The organism is Acinetobacter sp. YH12040 (genome assembly GCF_013420005.1).
Taxonomy (GTDB): Bacteria; Pseudomonadota; Gammaproteobacteria; order Pseudomonadales; family Moraxellaceae; genus Acinetobacter; species Acinetobacter amyesii.
Map to the genome: position 1 here is coordinate 13,748 of NZ_VOZB01000011.1, position 17,315 is coordinate 31,062.

A 17,315-nucleotide genomic window follows, 5' to 3' on the forward strand; every position below is an offset into this window, starting at 1 on the left:
TGACTCAATCATTTTCAGATCAAGCTCAATTCAGGGACTTAATTAGATCCATGTAAAAGGTTTGCTGTTTTGCTGCGTAGTTGATGTAGTGAAATGGCGAGAAAATAACAGATACATGGCACAATTAAATGCCCAAATGATCCATACGGTCCAAAGGTTATGACTCAGAAAATGCGCACCCCGCATCATTTGCGCCCAGCCAAAAGCAAAGCCTAAAATCAGCCCAGCACATAAAAAGAAGTAAGCACGGGCAGGTCGATGTATTCGATAAACAAAATATCCCGTAATTAAGGCAAAACCAGTCGCAGCATGGCCACCGGGGAAGCAGTGTCCTTGGCGTGCTGAAAAATCCCAAGAAAAGCCTTGGGCTGTGGCGACGGTCATATTCCAAGGGCAGGCATGTGCAGATTGTGATTTGAGTAAACCAATCATTGCCGTGCTGAGTAGAGCCACCACGATAAAATAGCCAAATTCAAACTTACGTGCTTTCAGATGCGGATATTTAAAACTGCATATCCACGCTGCGATATAGAGAACATAAACGCCTATAACGATATTCTTGATATAGCGATGGTTCAGCACCGCAAGTGCCCAATCATTACGATGAGGAAAACCACCATGTAGGTCGACCCAAGGCTGAATAAAAGCTTGGTCGAGCGAACCACCGACGGGGAAAACATAAAGGAGGCCAACCAAACTGAGTGTGAGCAGCAGGGCTTGCCGTAATAAAAAGAAACGGTTCGAGAGCATAAGTCGTGTGATGTGCTGAAATTATTTTGTTTGAATGCTGCTATTTGAAAACATGAAACTTAAATCAGACTTAATCGGCTATGTGAACTGTATCGATATCGATAGCGAAGAAGGTGCATAAAGCAGAACGGGCATTGTGTTAAAGTTTTTGAAAACTCAGTAATAAAGATTTATGAGCATACGTGCAGTCCTTTTTGATTTAGATAATACCTTGACTCATCGAGATCACAGCGTTCAGGCTTATACGCAGTATTTAGCCGAGTCTTATCAGTCGACGCTGGCGGAGGTAGACCTTGTACAGATTAAACGTATTATTAACCGTATAGATAATGGGGGGTATCCGAAAAAAGAACTCCTTACTCATCCCAGTATTGGGGCATCTGTCGCTTATGCCCTACAAACAGAGCTAAGTTGGATACATCAACCCGATTTTGATGAGCTGACACAATTTTGGTTTCAGCACTTTGGTCAGTTTGCCGTGGCGATGCCAGGAGCATTGAGCTTGCTGCAGCAACTAAAACAACAGCAGTATAAATTGGCTGTGGTGTCGAATGGTGGACATGCCACACGCCTGAATATTCTGAATGGACTAGGTTTTGCATCGTATTTTGATCAGATCATCAGCTCGGAAAGTGCAGGCATCAGTAAGCCCAAAGTTGAAATATTTCAGCACAGTTGTCGTGAGTTGGGCGTGATGGAAACCGAGTGTTTATTTATTGGTGATCATCCTGTCAATGATATTTATGGTGCGAGCCAAGCAGGGATGTCTGCTGTATTGCTTGAAGGCTTTCATACTTTAAGTGCTGAACAACAGCACAGCATTCCGAATAAAATTCAGCATTTGGATCAGGTCTTAGATTTTCTAAAATAAGGTGATTTAAACTCAAGCTTTAAGCGAAGTTCTGGGTAAAAAAAGCGGCATAAATGCCGCTTTAGATTGTGTTATTTAGAACATGTTTTCTTCAGAGTTTGCCGAAATACGGTGAATACTTAAGTCTGCACCACGGAATTCTTCTTCTTGATCTAGGCGAATACCCATCGTTACTTTGAGTAGACCATAAACGATGAAACCACCTGCTAATGCAATCACGATCGCGAGCAGCGTACCGATACATTGAGAGATCATTGAAATACCGCCTAAACCGCCCAACCATTTTTGTCCAAATACACCCACTGCAATACCACCGAAAGCACCACATACACCATGTAGTGGCCATACGCCAAGTACATCATCGACTTTGAGTTTGTTTTGAGTGTAAGTAAATAGTTTGACAAAGATCAGACCTGCGATAGCGCCGATAATCAACGCACCGACAGGATGAACTACATCTGAGCCTGCACAGATTGCAACCAAACCTGCTAAGGGACCATTATGTAAGAAACCGGGGTCATTTTTACCCATAAAGTTTGCTGCAAGCGTACCGCCCACCATTGCCATGAGAGAGTTAATCGCAACCAGTCCTGAAATGGCATCCAAACGTTGCGCACTCATCACGTTAAAGCCAAACCAACCGACGATTAAAATCCAAGAACCTAAGGCAAGAAATGGAATACTTGAAGGCGGGTGCGCGCTGATACGACCGTCTTTTTTATAGCGTCCATGACGTGCGCCAAGTAAAAGCACCGCAGCCAAAGCGATCCAACCGCCCATGGCATGTACCACGACCGAACCAGCAAAGTCATGAAAGGCTGCGCCAAATGTACGTTCTAACCAACCTTGTAATCCAAAATTACCATTCCATGCCATGCCTTCAAAGAATGGATAGACCAAAGCGACCAATAATAATGTGGCAATCGCTTGAGTCCGCATTTTTGCACGTTCAGCAATACCACCTGAAATAATCGCTGGAATGGCTGCGGCAAAAGTCAGCAGGAAGAAACAACGCATTAAGTTGTAGCCATGATCGGCTGCTAAAGTGTCCCCAATATGAAAAAAGTGCTGACCATAAGAGATGTAATAACCCACAAAAAAGTATGCAATTGCGGAAATAGAAAAGTCAGTCAAAATTTTACTCAGCGCATTGACCTGATTTTTATGTCGTACTGTACCTAATTCTAAAAATGCAAAGCCTGCATGCATGGCAAGAACCAAGACTGCACCAAGAAGGAGAAAGAGGAGATCTATATTTTGCATAAGGTGTTCCAGTTTAGTGCGCTAGTTCACGAAAAGAACTTCAGTATATCGAGCGGAATAATTTCGAAAAGAGGAGTGAGAGAGGGAAATTTTGATTAAAAAAACTAAAAAATGTAGAAGACTCGATATAAAGCAAAGACTTGCTTGAGTATGACAGTAGTGCACTAAAATAGTGCAATGATGATTTGCAATGACAAAATTAAATGAATGATTATTAAGTGAAAAACTATGTTTTTAGAATCTGTTTAAAAAATGAAAAACAAATAGCGCCATTTCTGAGTTAATTCAGGGCAATTCATTATTTTATATTTTTATCTGATTGATAGATGTTAGCGCGATAATGGAACTGAAAATTGACAAATGATACATTTTAGGGAGTCTGTCTGAGCATCTTGTGGTCTTCAAAAGATGAAAGCTAGATGTCTCACCTGAACTGAAATAATGCACAGATATTAACCAATGAAATCTCTGCTGTTGCACTTTTAGATGGCGAAATAAACCTCCAAGAGGTGGTTTTGTGGTGATGGTCGTTGGATCTGACTGTATTTTGATGACGTGTTTAATTGAAGCGGCACAGAATTTTAAAGTTTTAGCCTTGAATGCTTAAGCTAAACGCTGTGTATTAATCGCTTCAGCCCAGTCACAACATCCGCAGCGCGGGCAGGTATCCTGAGCACCGTAAATGTACATGGTTTTGCCACAGTGCGTACAGGCATACAGCTGATGCATTTTGATATCTCGAACCGCTTTATAGGGTTTCGGAAATAGTGGCAGTCCATAACGTACTTGTTCAGGTGGATAAAACAAAATACTAAATTTTCCATCACTTTCTAATAAACCAACTCGAACTTGTCCAAGATGCTCCACATTTTGCTGACGCATTTCAGAGAAGAATTCATCATGTGACATTTTACCTTGCTTAATCTTTTCTAAGACCAATTCACCATCTTCCACAATGTAGAGGGCTTTGCCTTCAATTAAATCTTCAAAAGGTTGGTATTTCATCATGAGCCAAGTGATAACTCGGTATAAACCAATCACCACCGTCATTACAATGAGCGCTTGTAAGAGGGGGAGTTCCTCTTCAAACATCGGGTCGCCTGCAATAGAACCCAAAGCAAGGAGGATGGCAACTTCAAAGATGGATAACTGACGCACGCCGCGTTTGCCTGTTAGGCGTAAGAATACGATGATTAAAACGAACATAATGACGCTACGCAAAATCACTTCGGCAGCAAAAGTCCATGTAGTGTCATGGATGAATATTTGATTTAAATCCATGTCTCATCCTTTTTTATCGTTATATGTTTTAACTTAGCAAAGCGCTAGGCGATAAAGCAGCTCAATTGTGTTAATTTTTAAGCATTATTTGAAAATGGATTTCATGCTAACGGTATTGTATGCATGAGATATTTGATGAAAAAAAAGTGCTTTAAAATAGCCATAAAAAAAGCACCGACGAATCGATGCTTTTGATGTGGTCTGGCAATTTTTAAAGATGCTCAGTTATTTAATATGTTCTGCAATATCCGTAAAGATTACACCTAAACCATGTGCGCCAGCATCTGGATAGCCAAGACTACGGTCGCCTACAGTTCCCGCACGTCCCATACGCGCTACGATCTCTTTGGTATTTTCAGCGCCTTGAACCGCCGCTTTTGCACCAAGTACAAAGTTTTCTTTAAAGGATTTATCGGTATGGGCAGACCAAGAATCTGCGCATGGTACAAGTGCATCAATCAGGGTTTTATCACCCACCACTGCGCCGCGTCCAAATGAACGCTCACCTGTAGTTTGAATGCCTTTGACCGCTGCTTGCAGCATCTCTGCAAAATCAGCGACAGTTAAAACTGATTTGCCTTGAATTGATTTCGCTGCTGCACGGAATGCTGAACCCCAGATTGGGCCAGATGCACCGCCACAGTGTTCCATAATGATCATTGAGCAGTTCAGCATGAATTCATCCATCTGCTGCGCTTGAATCAGACTTTGCCATTCACGTTTTAATTGCTTAAAGCCTTTCGCCACGCTCATACCGAAGTCGCCGTCACCTGCATGCGCGTCTAGTTCACAGAATGGCACTTCATTTTTAATGATGCAGGCAGACATGACATCGACCACATAGCGCATGTTTTCGATGGTGAATTGTTCATTGCTAATCACCGCATGTTCAGGCTGTGTTTCAACTTGGGTATTTACTACAGCTTCGGTGGCAGAATCTTTGGTCGTGAAAGTTAAAGGCTGTGCTGCTGAACCATCCATTTTAAATGCAGGGGTGTTGGCTGCTGCATCGAGGTAAGTTTTCAATTCATCATCGACAGCAAGCAAGGACACAGATGCACCATTCATGTCGATACTGGTCATATAGTTGCCGACAAATGTGCGGTAAATTTTGATGCCTTTACGTGCAAGGTGTTCGCATACATCATGGTTAAAGACATACAACTCTTGCAGCGGTGTGCTACCAAAGCCATTGACCAAGATTGCAACTTCTTTCATGTCTGGGCGGTCAAGGAACAGGTCATCCACGATGCGCTGTGCCATTTTTTTAGATGGCAAGATTTTTTCACGACGGATGCCGGGTTCACCGTGAATGCCGACGCCATATTCCATTTCGTCATCAGCCAATGTGAAGGTTGGCGTACCTTTAGCAGGAACGGTACATGAGCTATAAGCAAAACCAAGGCTAATGACGTTGTCTGCAGCTTTTTGAGCAATCGCTTTTACTTCGGCAAGTTCTAAACCTTTTGATGCCGCTGCGCCTGCAATCTTATGTACAAATACTGTGCCTGCAACACCACGACGACCGACTGTATAGAGGCTGTCGTTGACCGCAATGTCATCTGCCACTTTCACGTAGTCAACTTTGATACCATCTTCAGTTGCTAAGGCTGCACCGTTCTGGAAATTCATCATATCGCCAGAATAGTTTTTGATAATCATCAGGACGCCTTTGTCAGTCGCGACTTGCTGCAAGGCTTTATAGACCTGAATTTGTGAAGGTGAGGCGAATACGTCACCACATACGGCAGCGTCTAACATACCTGTGCCAACAAAGCCTGCATGTGCAGGTTCATGACCGCTACCGCCGCCACTGATCAATGCCACGTTTTGGTGTTTTTCTTTACGTGAAATGATTTTATAGGCTTCATTAAATTGAAGCTCTGGATGAGCCAGTACAAGTCCTTTGCACATTTGGACAACGAGGTGTTCTGCGTTGTTCATGAGTTTTTTCATGGAGGAGAGCCTTCAAGTATTCTAGGAGAGGTCTGAAGTCTTATTATTATAGAAATTATTAAATAAATAAAAATTAAATTATTGAAACTTGATTTCGAAGGTGAAATTATAGTTGGATAGATTTTTCTATTTTTTTTATGAATATTTGATTTTTTAGTATCTTATTTTTGCTATGAAATTCTTAAAAATATAATAAAATTATTACATTGAAGGGGCTTTGTTGCATAAATATGTAAGCATCTGATTTAAATAAATTTAATTTTGGATCAAAAAATAATCAAAACTTTTAAAATCATATAGTTATGAAATCTTTGTGCAACAAAGCCCATTGAAGGTGTTAACTTAGTTGTAATTTTTAACTTTATTCTTTAACTTAATAACAGTAGGGCATTATGGAAAGCATAAGAATATGTAGTTTATTTGAAATGGAGAACATTCCTCAGGGTTCTGATAAGCTAAAAATTGATGAGAAGGATATTTTATTTTTTAGAAATGAATTAAAGTGTTTTGATTTTTATCAGAATATAGACAAAGGCAGAGTAAGTTGGAGTTTGATTTTTTTTAAAGGTGAAGAATATGAGACTAAATATAATATTTCTTTTTTCGAAACTCAATTTAGTAAATTAATTACTAAAGAACAGTATGAAGATAAAAAAAAATCGTTAGGTCAAAAGTTACCTTTTGCTACGTTGGTTTATTGTGATATTGATGGTTTAAAAGAAGAAAATTTGATCAAAAATTCAATAAGATTAAAGGGAGGTAAATCTTCAATTAGGAGAGAAGATTTCTTGGATTTTAGAAATGCAAAAATATTTATTGAGCCTAAAAATATTATGTATGTGAATGAGGTAGGATATAATGCTGATCAAAATTTTCAAAGGTTTATTTTATTGTATGCTCTGAGTCAAGCTTATATAAAAGTGATAAATGATCTTTCTGAAAATCTTAGAGGTATTAGTTTAACTACTAGTCAAGATAGAATGAGAGCTCTTGTAAAGAATGTAGCATTATTTAACGCAAAATATTTTTTTATAAAACCTATATCTGATGGTAGTGTTGAGTTAAATGCCTATTGGTCTAAAATTATTGAAAAATATGATTTATTAAATAGAAATAATGAGTTGATTAATCAGATTAAATTTCTTCATGAAATAATTGAAATTGAAAATATTAGTGAGCAAGAAAAAATAAGGGATTTAAATAGGAAAACAGATGAATTTAGAGTTTATTTATTAGCACTATTAGGGGTCGCAGCAACACTTGCCAGTATGCCAGGATTAGTGGAAATATTTATATTAAAATTGAATTCTATGTTTACATACGTTCTTATTTCTTATGCTATATTAATTTTCGGAATAACTATTATTTCATATGCTTTATCGAAGTTAATTTTTAAAAAGTAGACTTCTTGCGTTAGTCAAATTTTAAGCAGTGAAAAGCTATATTTTATAAGGTTTTAGCCAATTCAAAAATTAGATGAAACTATACTTTCGCAAGAGGTCTAGTATATATAAGAAAAATCCCCTCAAATGAGGGGATTTTTTTTGTATTCGATACGAATGGATTCTTCATCCTGAGCAAGATTTAAAGCACTGCTTTAAATCTTGTGTAAGAAAGGGGGATTAAACAATCGAATCATCCAAATTTGGCGCTAACCAACGTTTCGCTTCATCCAGTGTCCAACCTTTACGCTGCGCATAATCTTCAAGCTGGTCGCCTGCGATTTTACCCACGTTAAAGTACTGGCTTTCAGGGTTTGCATAGTAGAAACCGCTGACAGATGAAGGCGGCCACATTGCAAAACTAGAAGTCAATTGCGTACCAATCTTGTCGGTAGAACCTAACCAGTCAAACAATGGCGCTTTTTCAGAATGCTCAGGACAAGCAGGGTAGCCCGGTGCAGGACGGATGCCCACATACTTCTCTTTAATCAATTCTTCATTGCTTAACGTTTCAGACGCTTGGTTACCCCAGAACTCTTTACGGATGCGCTCATGCAAATGCTCCGCAAACGCTTCCGCAAAACGGTCACCTAAAGATTGCGCAAGAATTGCAGAGTAGTCATCGCCTTTAGCTTTGTACTCATTTGCCATTTCTTCCGCACCAAAGATGGATACCGTGAAACCGCCCAAGTAGTCTTCTGCGACACCTTTAGGCGCAACAAAGTCTGCTAGAGACAAGTTTGGTTTACCTGTCACTTTGTCAGACTGTTGACGAATGTGATGGAAAGTATGCGTAACCGATTGACCATCTTCGCTATACACTTCAACCGAATCCGCTGCAGAACGGTTAGCAGGGTAAATACCAAACACAGCACGAGCATCAAAACGTTTGTTGTCGATGATGTCTTTTAGCATGGTCTGTGCTTGTTCATACAAGTCAGTGGCTGCTTCACCTACAACTTCATCAGTTAAGATAGCAGGGAATTTACCTGCCAAACTCCAAGAAATGAAGAACGGTGTCCAGTCAAAGTACTCAACTAATGTTTCCAATGGATAATTGGTCAGCGTTTGCGTACCAATAAAGTTTGGCTTCACAGGCGCATTGGCAGCAAAGTCAATTTTTAAGCCATTTTCTACAGATTCAGCATATGTCAGCTTGGCAGCTTTTGGCTGTTTATTGGCAATACGCTCACGGACTTTTTCATATTCAGCACGTGTGTCTTCAACAAATTTAGGCTTCATTTCTTTAGAAAGTAAAGTTGTTGCTACACCCACCGCACGAGATGCATCGGCAACATAAATGACTGCATCATTTGAATATTGCGGATCAATTTTCACTGCCGTATGCGCTTTAGAAGTGGTTGCACCGCCAATCATCAATGGAACATTAAAGCCTTTGCGCTGCATTTCTTTCGCAACAAAAACCATTTCATCCAGTGACGGCGTAATCAGGCCAGATAGACCAATAATGTCGACTTTCTCATCAATGGCAGTTTGCAGAATCTTCTCGCAAGGTACCATCACGCCAAGGTCGATGATGTCATAGCCGTTACAGCCCAACACCACGCCCACGATATTTTTACCGATGTCGTGCACGTCGCCCTTCACCGTTGCCATTAGGACTTTACCCTTAGATTGGCCAGCTGTTTTTTCCGCTTCAATGAACGGATTCAGCCAAGCTACAGCCTGTTTCATGACACGTGCAGATTTCACGACTTGCGGCAGGAACATTTTGCCTGAACCGAACAAATCACCTACCACATTCATGCCGTCCATCAGCGGACCTTCAATCACATCGAGTGGACGTTTAGCTTTCAGGCGTGCTTCTTCAGTATCTTCATCAATAAAGGTGGTGATACCTTTCACTAAAGCATGCTCAAGGCGCTTTTCTACGGGAAGCTCACGCCATTCCAAGTTTTCCACTTGTTTTTGCGCAGCACCTTGACCACGGTATTTTTCAGCAACTTCAAGCAGCTTTTCTGTAGCTTCTTGATGGCTTTCACCTTGGTTTTGGTTCAAGATCACATCTTCAACCGCAGCTTTCAGTTCAGCATCAATATCATCATAAATCGCCATTTGACCTGCGTTGACGATACCCATAGTCATGCCTTGCTGAATGGCATGGTATAAGAACACTGAGTGAATCGCTTCACGTACAGGCTCGTTACCGCGGAAAGAGAACGATACGTTAGACACACCGCCAGAAATCATCGCATGCGGCAAGTTTTGCTTAATCCAGCCAGTCGCTTCAATGAAGTCCACAGCATAGTTATTGTGTTCTTCAATACCAGTTGCCACGGCAAACACGTTAGGGTCAAAAATGATGTCTTCAGCAGGGAAGCCCACTTCATTGACCAATACATCATAAGAACGTTTACAGATTTCTTTTTTACGTGCAGCAGTGTCGGCCTGACCATTTTCATCAAATGCCATCACAATCACCGCAGCGCCATACTGACGGCACAAACGCGCTTTTGCAACGAACTCGTCATAGCCTTCTTTTAAGGAAATCGAGTTAACAACTGCTTTACCTTGTACACATTTTAAGCCCGCTTCAATGATTTCCCATTTAGATGAGTCAATCATGATCGGCACACGTGAAATTTCAGGTTCAGAGGCTACAAGATTCAGGAAGTGCACCATTGCGCCTTCTGAATCCAGCATGCCTTCATCCATGTTGATATCGATAATCTGAGCACCGGCTTCAACTTGCTGCTGTGCAACTTCTAAAGCTTCGGCAAAGTTTTCTTCACGGATTAAACGTAGGAATTTTTTAGAACCTGTCACGTTGGTACGTTCACCGACGTTTACAAACAGCGAATCTTCTGTAATGTTGAACGGCTCTAAACCGCTGAGACGGCAAGCGGGTTTGGTTTCTGGCACTTGGCGCGGCGCAATGTCTTTTACGGCATTGGCAATAGCGCGGATATGATCCGGCGTTGTACCGCAGCAACCGCCCGTGATGTTAATCAGGCCGCTTTCTGCAAATTCTTTAATAAAGGCAGCGGTTTGTTCAGGGGTTTCATCATAACCGCCGAAGGCATTTGGTAAGCCAGCGTTCGGATGCGCCGAAACAAAAGTATCGGCAACGTCAGCAATGGTTTTTACATGCGGACGCATGGCATCTGCACCTAGGGCACAGTTAAAGCCAATCGACAATAAGTCACCATGACGCACAGAGTTCCAGAACGCTTCAGCAGTTTGGCCAGTTAAAGTTCGGCCAGAGGCATCGGTAATGGTGCCTGAAATCATCAATGGCAATTCGTAGCCAATTTGGTTGAACACTTCTTTCACTGCAAAAATGGCAGCTTTACAGTTTAAAGTATCGAATACAGTTTCGATGAGCAGAATGTCGGCACCGCCTTCAATCAGAGCATGCGCAGCTTGAATATAGTTTTCTTTAAGCTCATCAAAAGTAATATTACGAAATGCTGGGTCATTTACATTTGGCGAGATCGAGCAAGTACGTGAAGTCGGGCCAAGCACACCTGCTACAAAACGCGGTTTTTCAGGCGTTGAGTATTTTTCACAAGCTGCTTTGGCAATACGCGCTGCTTCACGGTTGATCTCTGATACCAAATCTTCCATGTGGTAGTCAGACATTGAAACTTTTGTGCCGTTAAAGCTGTTGGTTTCAATGATGTCTGCGCCAGCATCGAGGTAGGCTTCATGAATGCCTTGAATGATTTGCGGCTGAGTCAACACCAATAGGTCATTATTGCCTTTGAGGTCAGATGCCCAATCTGCAAAACGCTCACCACGGTAGTCAGCTTCTTCGAGTTTATGACGCTGAATCATGGTGCCCATTGCACCGTCGATAATCAGAATCCGTTGAGCGAGCAGCTCTTTTAGGGTGGCAAGCGTGGACATAAATAACCCCAATCCGATGGAATATAAAATCGGCAAATATATTAACAGAATTCATTGCAGTTTTATTGATATTCAATGATCTTCACAGCGCGCAATTATTAGCTTGTTGAATTAATGAGCAATATTGCAACTTGATAATTTCATATTCCAATTTCATATAAATGTATGGAAAGCTTCATGAATTTGTCATATTGCTCAGGCAAGATTAAAAAACATCCATTAGGGCTATGCAAAATGACAAAAAAACATGACAGATGAAATATAAGTTGAAATATTGGGTTTCAAAGAAAATAAAGTTTAAATACGCAGATTAAATAACTGATTTACTTTATGAAAGTAGAGTAGGGAAGTCGGTTTTTAACACTTAAAAAAAACAAATAAAGCATGAAAAATTGCTTTATATGACACCGCTTTGTCATATAATTGTCATAATTAAATTGAACAATATGGGGATTTTAAAATCCTCTATTCCTGCCTGCATGAATTCTAAACAAACTCCCGTAGATTCAGCGCACACGTCGACTCCTCAAAAGTCCACGAATGTTCATGTGCCTACACCGAAATTCTTTATGCCGGTATTTTTGACGGTGATTATTTCAACGTTGATTTATATTGGTTTTCAGGTGACTGCCGATTTAGCGCATGTTCCGCCTTTAAGTCTTTATTCAATGATTTTATTGGGCACAGCCTTATTCATCGCACTTGGCTTTGAATTTGTAAATGGTTTCCATGACACTGCAAATGCAGTAGCAACAGTGATTTATACCAACGCCTTGTCAGCACCGGTTGCAGTAATGTGGGCGGGTTTCTGTAATTTTCTGGGTGTAATGGTTGCCAGTGGTGCAGTTGCTTACGGCATTATTGCTTTATTACCTGTTGAATTGATTATGAACGTTGGTTCAGGTGCAGGTTTTGCCATGGTTTTCGCAATGCTGATCGCAGCGATTTTGTGGAATTTAGGGACTTGGTTCTTAGGCATCCCAGCGTCTAGTTCGCATACTTTGATTGGTTCTATTCTTGGCGTTGGCATCATGAACTACCTGTTAAATGCAGGCGGTGGTGCGAGCGGTGTAGATATGGAGCAGGTGCTTAAAGTCGGTAAGGCGTTATTGTTCTCTCCACTGATTGGTTTTGCATTTGCAGCCCTAGTTTTCTTGTTGGTGAAGCGTATTTTCCGCAAACAGCTAGAATTGTTTCAGCCACCAGAAGGCAATAAGCCGCCACCACCACTGATTCGTGCAATTTTGATCTTTACCTGTACAGGTGTAAGTTTTGCGCATGGTTCAAATGATGGTCAAAAAGGTATGGGTCTGATCATGCTGATTTTGATCGGATGTGTGCCATTGGCTTATTCATTGAATAAGAACTTAGATAATCAACATATTCAATCTTTCCATCAGTTATCTGCTCAAACTGCGACTGCGATCTACGCAGAGCATAAGGATATTCCTGATGCACAAGCGCGTGATGTACTCACCAAATACATTCAAACCAAAGAAGTCAGCCCAGAAGTTGTGCCAGCTTTGGCAAGTTTGACCGATCATTTAGGTGAGCGTGTTGCACAGTATGGCGACTTAAAAGATATTCCTGAACAAGAAGTATCTTCGATTCGTAATGACATGTACTTAAGTACTACTGCTTTTAAACGTCTAGATAAAGCTGAGCAACTACCAGCAATGGCAGAAGCTGAACAAAAGACTGTGAAGGAATATCGTAGTCACTTAGACTCGTTCTTACAGTACATTCCAACATGGGTGAAAGTCGCTGTTGCATTGGCACTGGGTCTTGGAACCATGGTGGGTTGGAAACGTATTGTCGTGACTGTAGGTGAACGTATTGGTAAAAACCACATGACCTATGGTCAGGGTATGTCTGCCGAGCTTGTTGCTATGTCAACGATTGCTGCTGCGGATGGTTTTGGTATGCCAGTATCGACTACACACGTACTTAACTCTGCGGTTGCAGGTACTATGGTCGCGAATAAATCGGGTCTGAACTTTGCAACAGTGAAAACCATTCTATCGGCTTGGGTCTTTACTTTACCTGCAACGATCTGTCTATCAGGCTGCTTGTACTGGTTATTCTTGAAAGTGTTCTAAGCAACTCAAATTCCAGATATAAAAAAACGCTGCTTCGGCAGCGTTTTTTTATGGCTGTATCTCAGACATCACCGATTTTAATGGGATGACTGAGAGCTGAATTAGAACAATCAAACTAGCGAGTTGAAACTTTGCAAAGTTCAACACTTATTTGAACCAATGCAATTACGCTTTTTTAAACAGCCCCAATACTTTTTTCACGGGCAGTTTTTCTTCTGCAAAACCATACAGCGCTGCAAAAGGTAAGGCGGTACGCGCCAAATAAGCCACACGCCATAAGCCACCATGGTTGGCACCATGCATCATGAGTTCTAATGGATGGTCTAGCGCTGTTTCAGGGTTAGCAACTGAGTGAGGATTTCTCAAGTCATGAATCCATAAAGCCGCCATGAGTGCATTGGTGGTTTCAGGTTGAAAGGATTCCACATCAAATAAACTCGCACCATTAAATGCGGCTTTTAATAATGGATTCTTCGTCACTGAGCGAGTCGTGGTGGATGGCGCAATATTGATACTAACCCGCTGACCATTTTGACGTGCGACAGTTGCGCGCCATTGTTGGATACGTTTTGCGAGTGCGTAGTTTGGACCTTGTTCTACCACCAGACAGTCAGCAATACCATAGGATTTTCCATTGTCTGCTGTGATGGTTTGCTCATTATTTTGCTTAAAGAAATGCTGACCTGTGACTTTGGCAATACTTTGTGTCAATAGTTTTTGTGCAGAAGCACGGTTTTGGAATTTGGCTTGTGCTGCCGTAACAATCTCTTCTGGAACCGCATAGACATCGGTTGGAGTACACATAAACATCAAGCTGGTGTCGGCTTTTTGTTGGCTGACATAGGCCATGATGCTGTCCATCGCCATTGCAACACGAACATGCTTTTCACCATCTAAATAGGCAATTGCAGCCAGATCTAGTTGATGTTCACTTTGTGCAAGCCATTGTGCAATTTCAGGAATGTGTGTCAGTAAATTGGCGCCCAATTTGTGTTTTAGTTCTTGAATGGATGTGTCTTCATGCACAGCGTCGAGACTTGGTGCATATAAAGTGGCATTACCGGCCTGAACCGTGCTTAAGATTCGATCCCAAACACGTTCATTATTGAGGTCGATTGCCACAATATTGGCTTTCCATTTTGCTAACCACGTCAGAGGGCCAGCTTCGGAGGCAGCACCAAAAAGCACCATAGTCCGATCTGACAAATCGAACCATTCTGGGTGTGCAATGGCTTCACGTAATGCGTCGGCATGACTGGCTTCAATGATGCCAGCATCTTGCCATTTTTGAATCTGAGCCAGTAAAGCCTCACCTTGAAGTTTTTGACCATGATAGGGCACATACCACTCAGGCGCTGCGTCACTTTCACCTTTTAATTTCACGGTATGCAGCGGATGTGCAGTCAAAGCTACTGCATCTTTGAGCGTATACTTTTCTTGATTACGATAAAACTCAAAGACGTGATGCGCTTTATTTAAACCTTGCTCTGCAATGTTGATCGCGGCTTCAGATGATTGAATCCCTTGTTCAACCAAGGCTTTAAAATATTCAGGATATTTTTTACGCCAGTTTTTTTCTTGTTTTGCACGTACAGAAGAGTGATGGTCAACTGCAGCTAAGGCTTCAGCGATAATTTCACGACCAGTTTTAGATGTACTCGGCTTTTGGTTTGAAGCCGAAATGGGAAATTGAAGACCTTCAGTTGAACTCGACATGCAAAATATCTCAGCTAATTTTGTCATTAATATACAGATGTATACATTATCTATGCCAAATTAAAAAATAGGGTGGCATAAAGTGCCAGATTTATATGATTTGTCATGTGCTTTTGTGAACTTTCGTAGAATATACAGCGTCAATTTTTATTGTCGCAATTGAAAAAGCCTTCGGTTTGAAGGCTTAAAAGAAGAGGGCATGAAATCAGCAACGGCAAATCAACAACGGCCTTTTTTAGCCTGTCCGGGCGGGCAAAAGTCGCCATGGCGATCTGGGTAATTATAAGGATAGTGATTACGATCTGGGTCGACCACGATACTGCCTTCACGGGTGTGAACGGCACAAGCACTCAACACGCAGGTCAACAACAAACTTGAGAACATCAGGACTATTTTCATTGGAATTTTCCCTTTTTTATTCTGTGTCATTTCAGTTTAAATCAGGGCAAGGGAAGATAGCGTTTCAATCTGCTGTGAAATTGTATAGCTCGATATTCAAAGTGCAGTGTTGTAGATGTGGGAAATTGGCTAAAGAAAAGATCAAAGGGCATGCGGCTTAACGCAGCACAATAAAAAAGCCTAAACTGAAACGGTTTAGGCTGTCATTTTTAGGTTAAATCCAGCTGATTTTTTAGACTTAACGTTTAGAAAGGAACGTTTAATAACTGACTTAAGAAATGTGGAATGAGTTTTGGTTCAAGAATAATCGTCATGATTACACCATACGCTGCGCCCCAAAGGTGTGCGCTGTGGTTAATGTTGCTGTTGCCACGTTTACCTGACCAGATACTATAAGCCACATATAGCACGGCAAAAATAATCGCAGGAACAGGAATAAAGAATACAAAAATCAGTTTCCACGGTTCAAACAAGATATACGCAAAGAGTACCGCGGACACCGCCCCAGAAGCGCCTAAACTTGCCCAATGGGTATCATGCTTATGTTTTAAATAACTCGGAATAATCGCAGCAATCAAACCGCCTAAATAAAACAGCACAAAGCCCATGTCGAAGAAATATTGGCGATAAAAACTTTCAATCACGCTACCAAAGAAAAATAAGGTAATCATGTTGAACAATAGGTGCGCGCCATCTGCATGAATAAAACCATGGCTAATAAATCGGTCATATTCGCCACGACTGAGGGCTGGCGGCCAAAATAACAAACGATTCATCACTTTCTGATTTGAAAATGCAATTAGTGAAATCACCACCGTAATCAGGATAATGGTCACGGTGTGGTTAAAGGGTAGGCCCAACATATATGACTATTCTACTTGTTAAAATTTATGCTCAATAATGCCATTAAATCTGCCTAAAGCGTGAACTTTCAGAATAATTCCGACAATTTTAGTTGATTTTTTTCTAATGCCCCGCATCTTAAGTTAAAATAGCGACTTCAGCTTGAGGAAATATTGTAATGTCGACTGAGAACAACAGCACAGCAGTTGCTGAAGAAATTCCAAACCTATTGATCACTCCAAATGCCCAAGAGTATTTGAAAGATCTTTTGGATAAACAAAATACACCGGGCATTGGTGTACGTGTTTTTGTGGAAAATCCGGGTACGCCACGTGCTGAATGTTGTATGGCTTACAGTGCACCAGAAGAAGTTGTGCCTACAGACTATAAACAAGACTATCCAGATTTCCCTGCATTTATTGACACACCGTCTATTCCATATCTTTTGGATGCGGTGATTGACTATAACAAAGACCGTTTTGGTGGTCAGTTAACATTCCGTGCGCCAAACTCTAAAGTGCCACGTGTGGGTCCAGATGCCTCTGTAGAAGAGCGAATCACTTATGTTCTACAGTCAGAAATTAACCCAGGCCTTGCAGGTCATGGTGGTAACTGTGCATTGGTAGAGGTGGTTGAAGATGCAGAACATGGTTTAACTGCAGTGCTTAAATTCGGTGGTGGTTGCCAAGGTTGTTCTTCAATCGATTTAACCTTGAAACAAGGTGTTGAAACAACATTGAAGCAGCATGTACCTGAATTAATGCGCGTTGTTGACCAAACGGATCACAGTAATACTGAAGGTGCTTATTTCAAATAAGTTCAGTA

12 protein-coding genes are annotated in these 17,315 nt (G+C 41.2%); 4 read left to right on the plus strand and 8 right to left on the minus strand.

Annotation, left to right across the window (positions count from 1 at the left end):
* Positions 1–42 precede the first annotated feature (42 nt).
* Positions 43–750, minus strand: coding sequence for a phosphatase PAP2 family protein (locus FTT99_RS12530; RefSeq protein WP_180132001.1), 708 nt, complete (start codon positions 748–750; stop codon positions 43–45).
* 172 nt (positions 751–922) lie between these two features.
* Here FTT99_RS12530 and FTT99_RS12535 point away from each other — a divergent pair, with 172 nt between their 5' ends.
* Positions 923–1,621: an HAD family hydrolase gene (locus FTT99_RS12535; RefSeq protein ID WP_180131999.1), complete on the plus strand. Its 699-nt coding sequence runs from the start codon at positions 923–925 to the stop codon at positions 1,619–1,621.
* Between the two features lie 75 nt (positions 1,622–1,696).
* On the opposite strand, the gene FTT99_RS12540 is transcribed toward FTT99_RS12535, so the two are convergent.
* The 3 genes from FTT99_RS12540 to dhaK all read right to left on the minus strand — a co-directional run bounded on the left by FTT99_RS12540 (position 1,697) and on the right by dhaK (position 6,121).
* A complete protein-coding gene (locus FTT99_RS12540; protein WP_180131997.1) occupies positions 1,697–2,884 on the minus strand; it encodes an ammonium transporter in 1,188 nt (395 codons plus the stop codon).
* A 603-nt stretch (positions 2,885–3,487) separates the two neighbouring features.
* Positions 3,488–4,165, minus strand: coding sequence for a DUF421 domain-containing protein (locus FTT99_RS12545; protein ID WP_180089250.1), 678 nt, complete (start codon positions 4,163–4,165; stop codon positions 3,488–3,490).
* 225 nt (positions 4,166–4,390) lie between these two features.
* Positions 4,391–6,121, minus strand: coding sequence for a dihydroxyacetone kinase subunit DhaK (gene dhaK, locus FTT99_RS12550; RefSeq protein WP_180131995.1), 1,731 nt, complete (start codon positions 6,119–6,121; stop codon positions 4,391–4,393).
* A gap of 392 nt (positions 6,122–6,513) precedes the next feature.
* On the opposite strand from dhaK, the gene FTT99_RS12555 reads away from it, so the two are divergent.
* Positions 6,514–7,524 carry a hypothetical protein gene (locus tag FTT99_RS12555; protein ID WP_160242927.1) on the plus strand — a complete coding sequence of 337 codons (1,011 nt, stop codon included), beginning with the start codon at positions 6,514–6,516 and terminating at the stop codon, positions 7,522–7,524.
* 219 nt (positions 7,525–7,743) lie between these two features.
* Here the strand turns inward: FTT99_RS12555 and metH are convergent, their stop codons facing one another.
* Positions 7,744–11,433, minus strand: a complete 3,690-nt coding sequence (gene metH, locus FTT99_RS12560) for a methionine synthase (RefSeq protein ID WP_180132022.1) — start codon at positions 11,431–11,433, stop codon at positions 7,744–7,746.
* A 479-nt stretch (positions 11,434–11,912) separates the two neighbouring features.
* Here metH and FTT99_RS12565 point away from each other — a divergent pair, with 479 nt between their 5' ends.
* Positions 11,913–13,532, plus strand: coding sequence for an inorganic phosphate transporter (locus FTT99_RS12565; RefSeq protein ID WP_180035527.1), 1,620 nt, complete (start codon positions 11,913–11,915; stop codon positions 13,530–13,532).
* Positions 13,533–13,697: 165 nt separating this feature from the next.
* On the opposite strand, the gene FTT99_RS12570 is transcribed toward FTT99_RS12565, so the two are convergent.
* The 3 genes from FTT99_RS12570 to FTT99_RS12575 form a co-directional block, all read right to left on the minus strand.
* Positions 13,698–15,248, minus strand: coding sequence for a hypothetical protein (locus FTT99_RS12570; RefSeq protein WP_180132021.1), 1,551 nt, complete (start codon positions 15,246–15,248; stop codon positions 13,698–13,700).
* 219 nt (positions 15,249–15,467) lie between these two features.
* Positions 15,468–15,647, minus strand: a complete 180-nt coding sequence (locus FTT99_RS16525; RefSeq protein WP_180005268.1) for a hypothetical protein — start codon at positions 15,645–15,647, stop codon at positions 15,468–15,470.
* 245 nt (positions 15,648–15,892) lie between these two features.
* Positions 15,893–16,510: a rhomboid family intramembrane serine protease gene (locus FTT99_RS12575; RefSeq protein WP_111884441.1), complete on the minus strand. Its 618-nt coding sequence runs from the start codon at positions 16,508–16,510 to the stop codon at positions 15,893–15,895.
* Between the two features lie 158 nt (positions 16,511–16,668).
* On the opposite strand from FTT99_RS12575, the gene nfuA reads away from it, so the two are divergent.
* Positions 16,669–17,307: a Fe-S biogenesis protein NfuA gene (gene nfuA, locus FTT99_RS12580; RefSeq protein ID WP_078189947.1), complete on the plus strand. Its 639-nt coding sequence runs from the start codon at positions 16,669–16,671 to the stop codon at positions 17,305–17,307.
* Positions 17,308–17,315 lie beyond the last annotated feature (8 nt).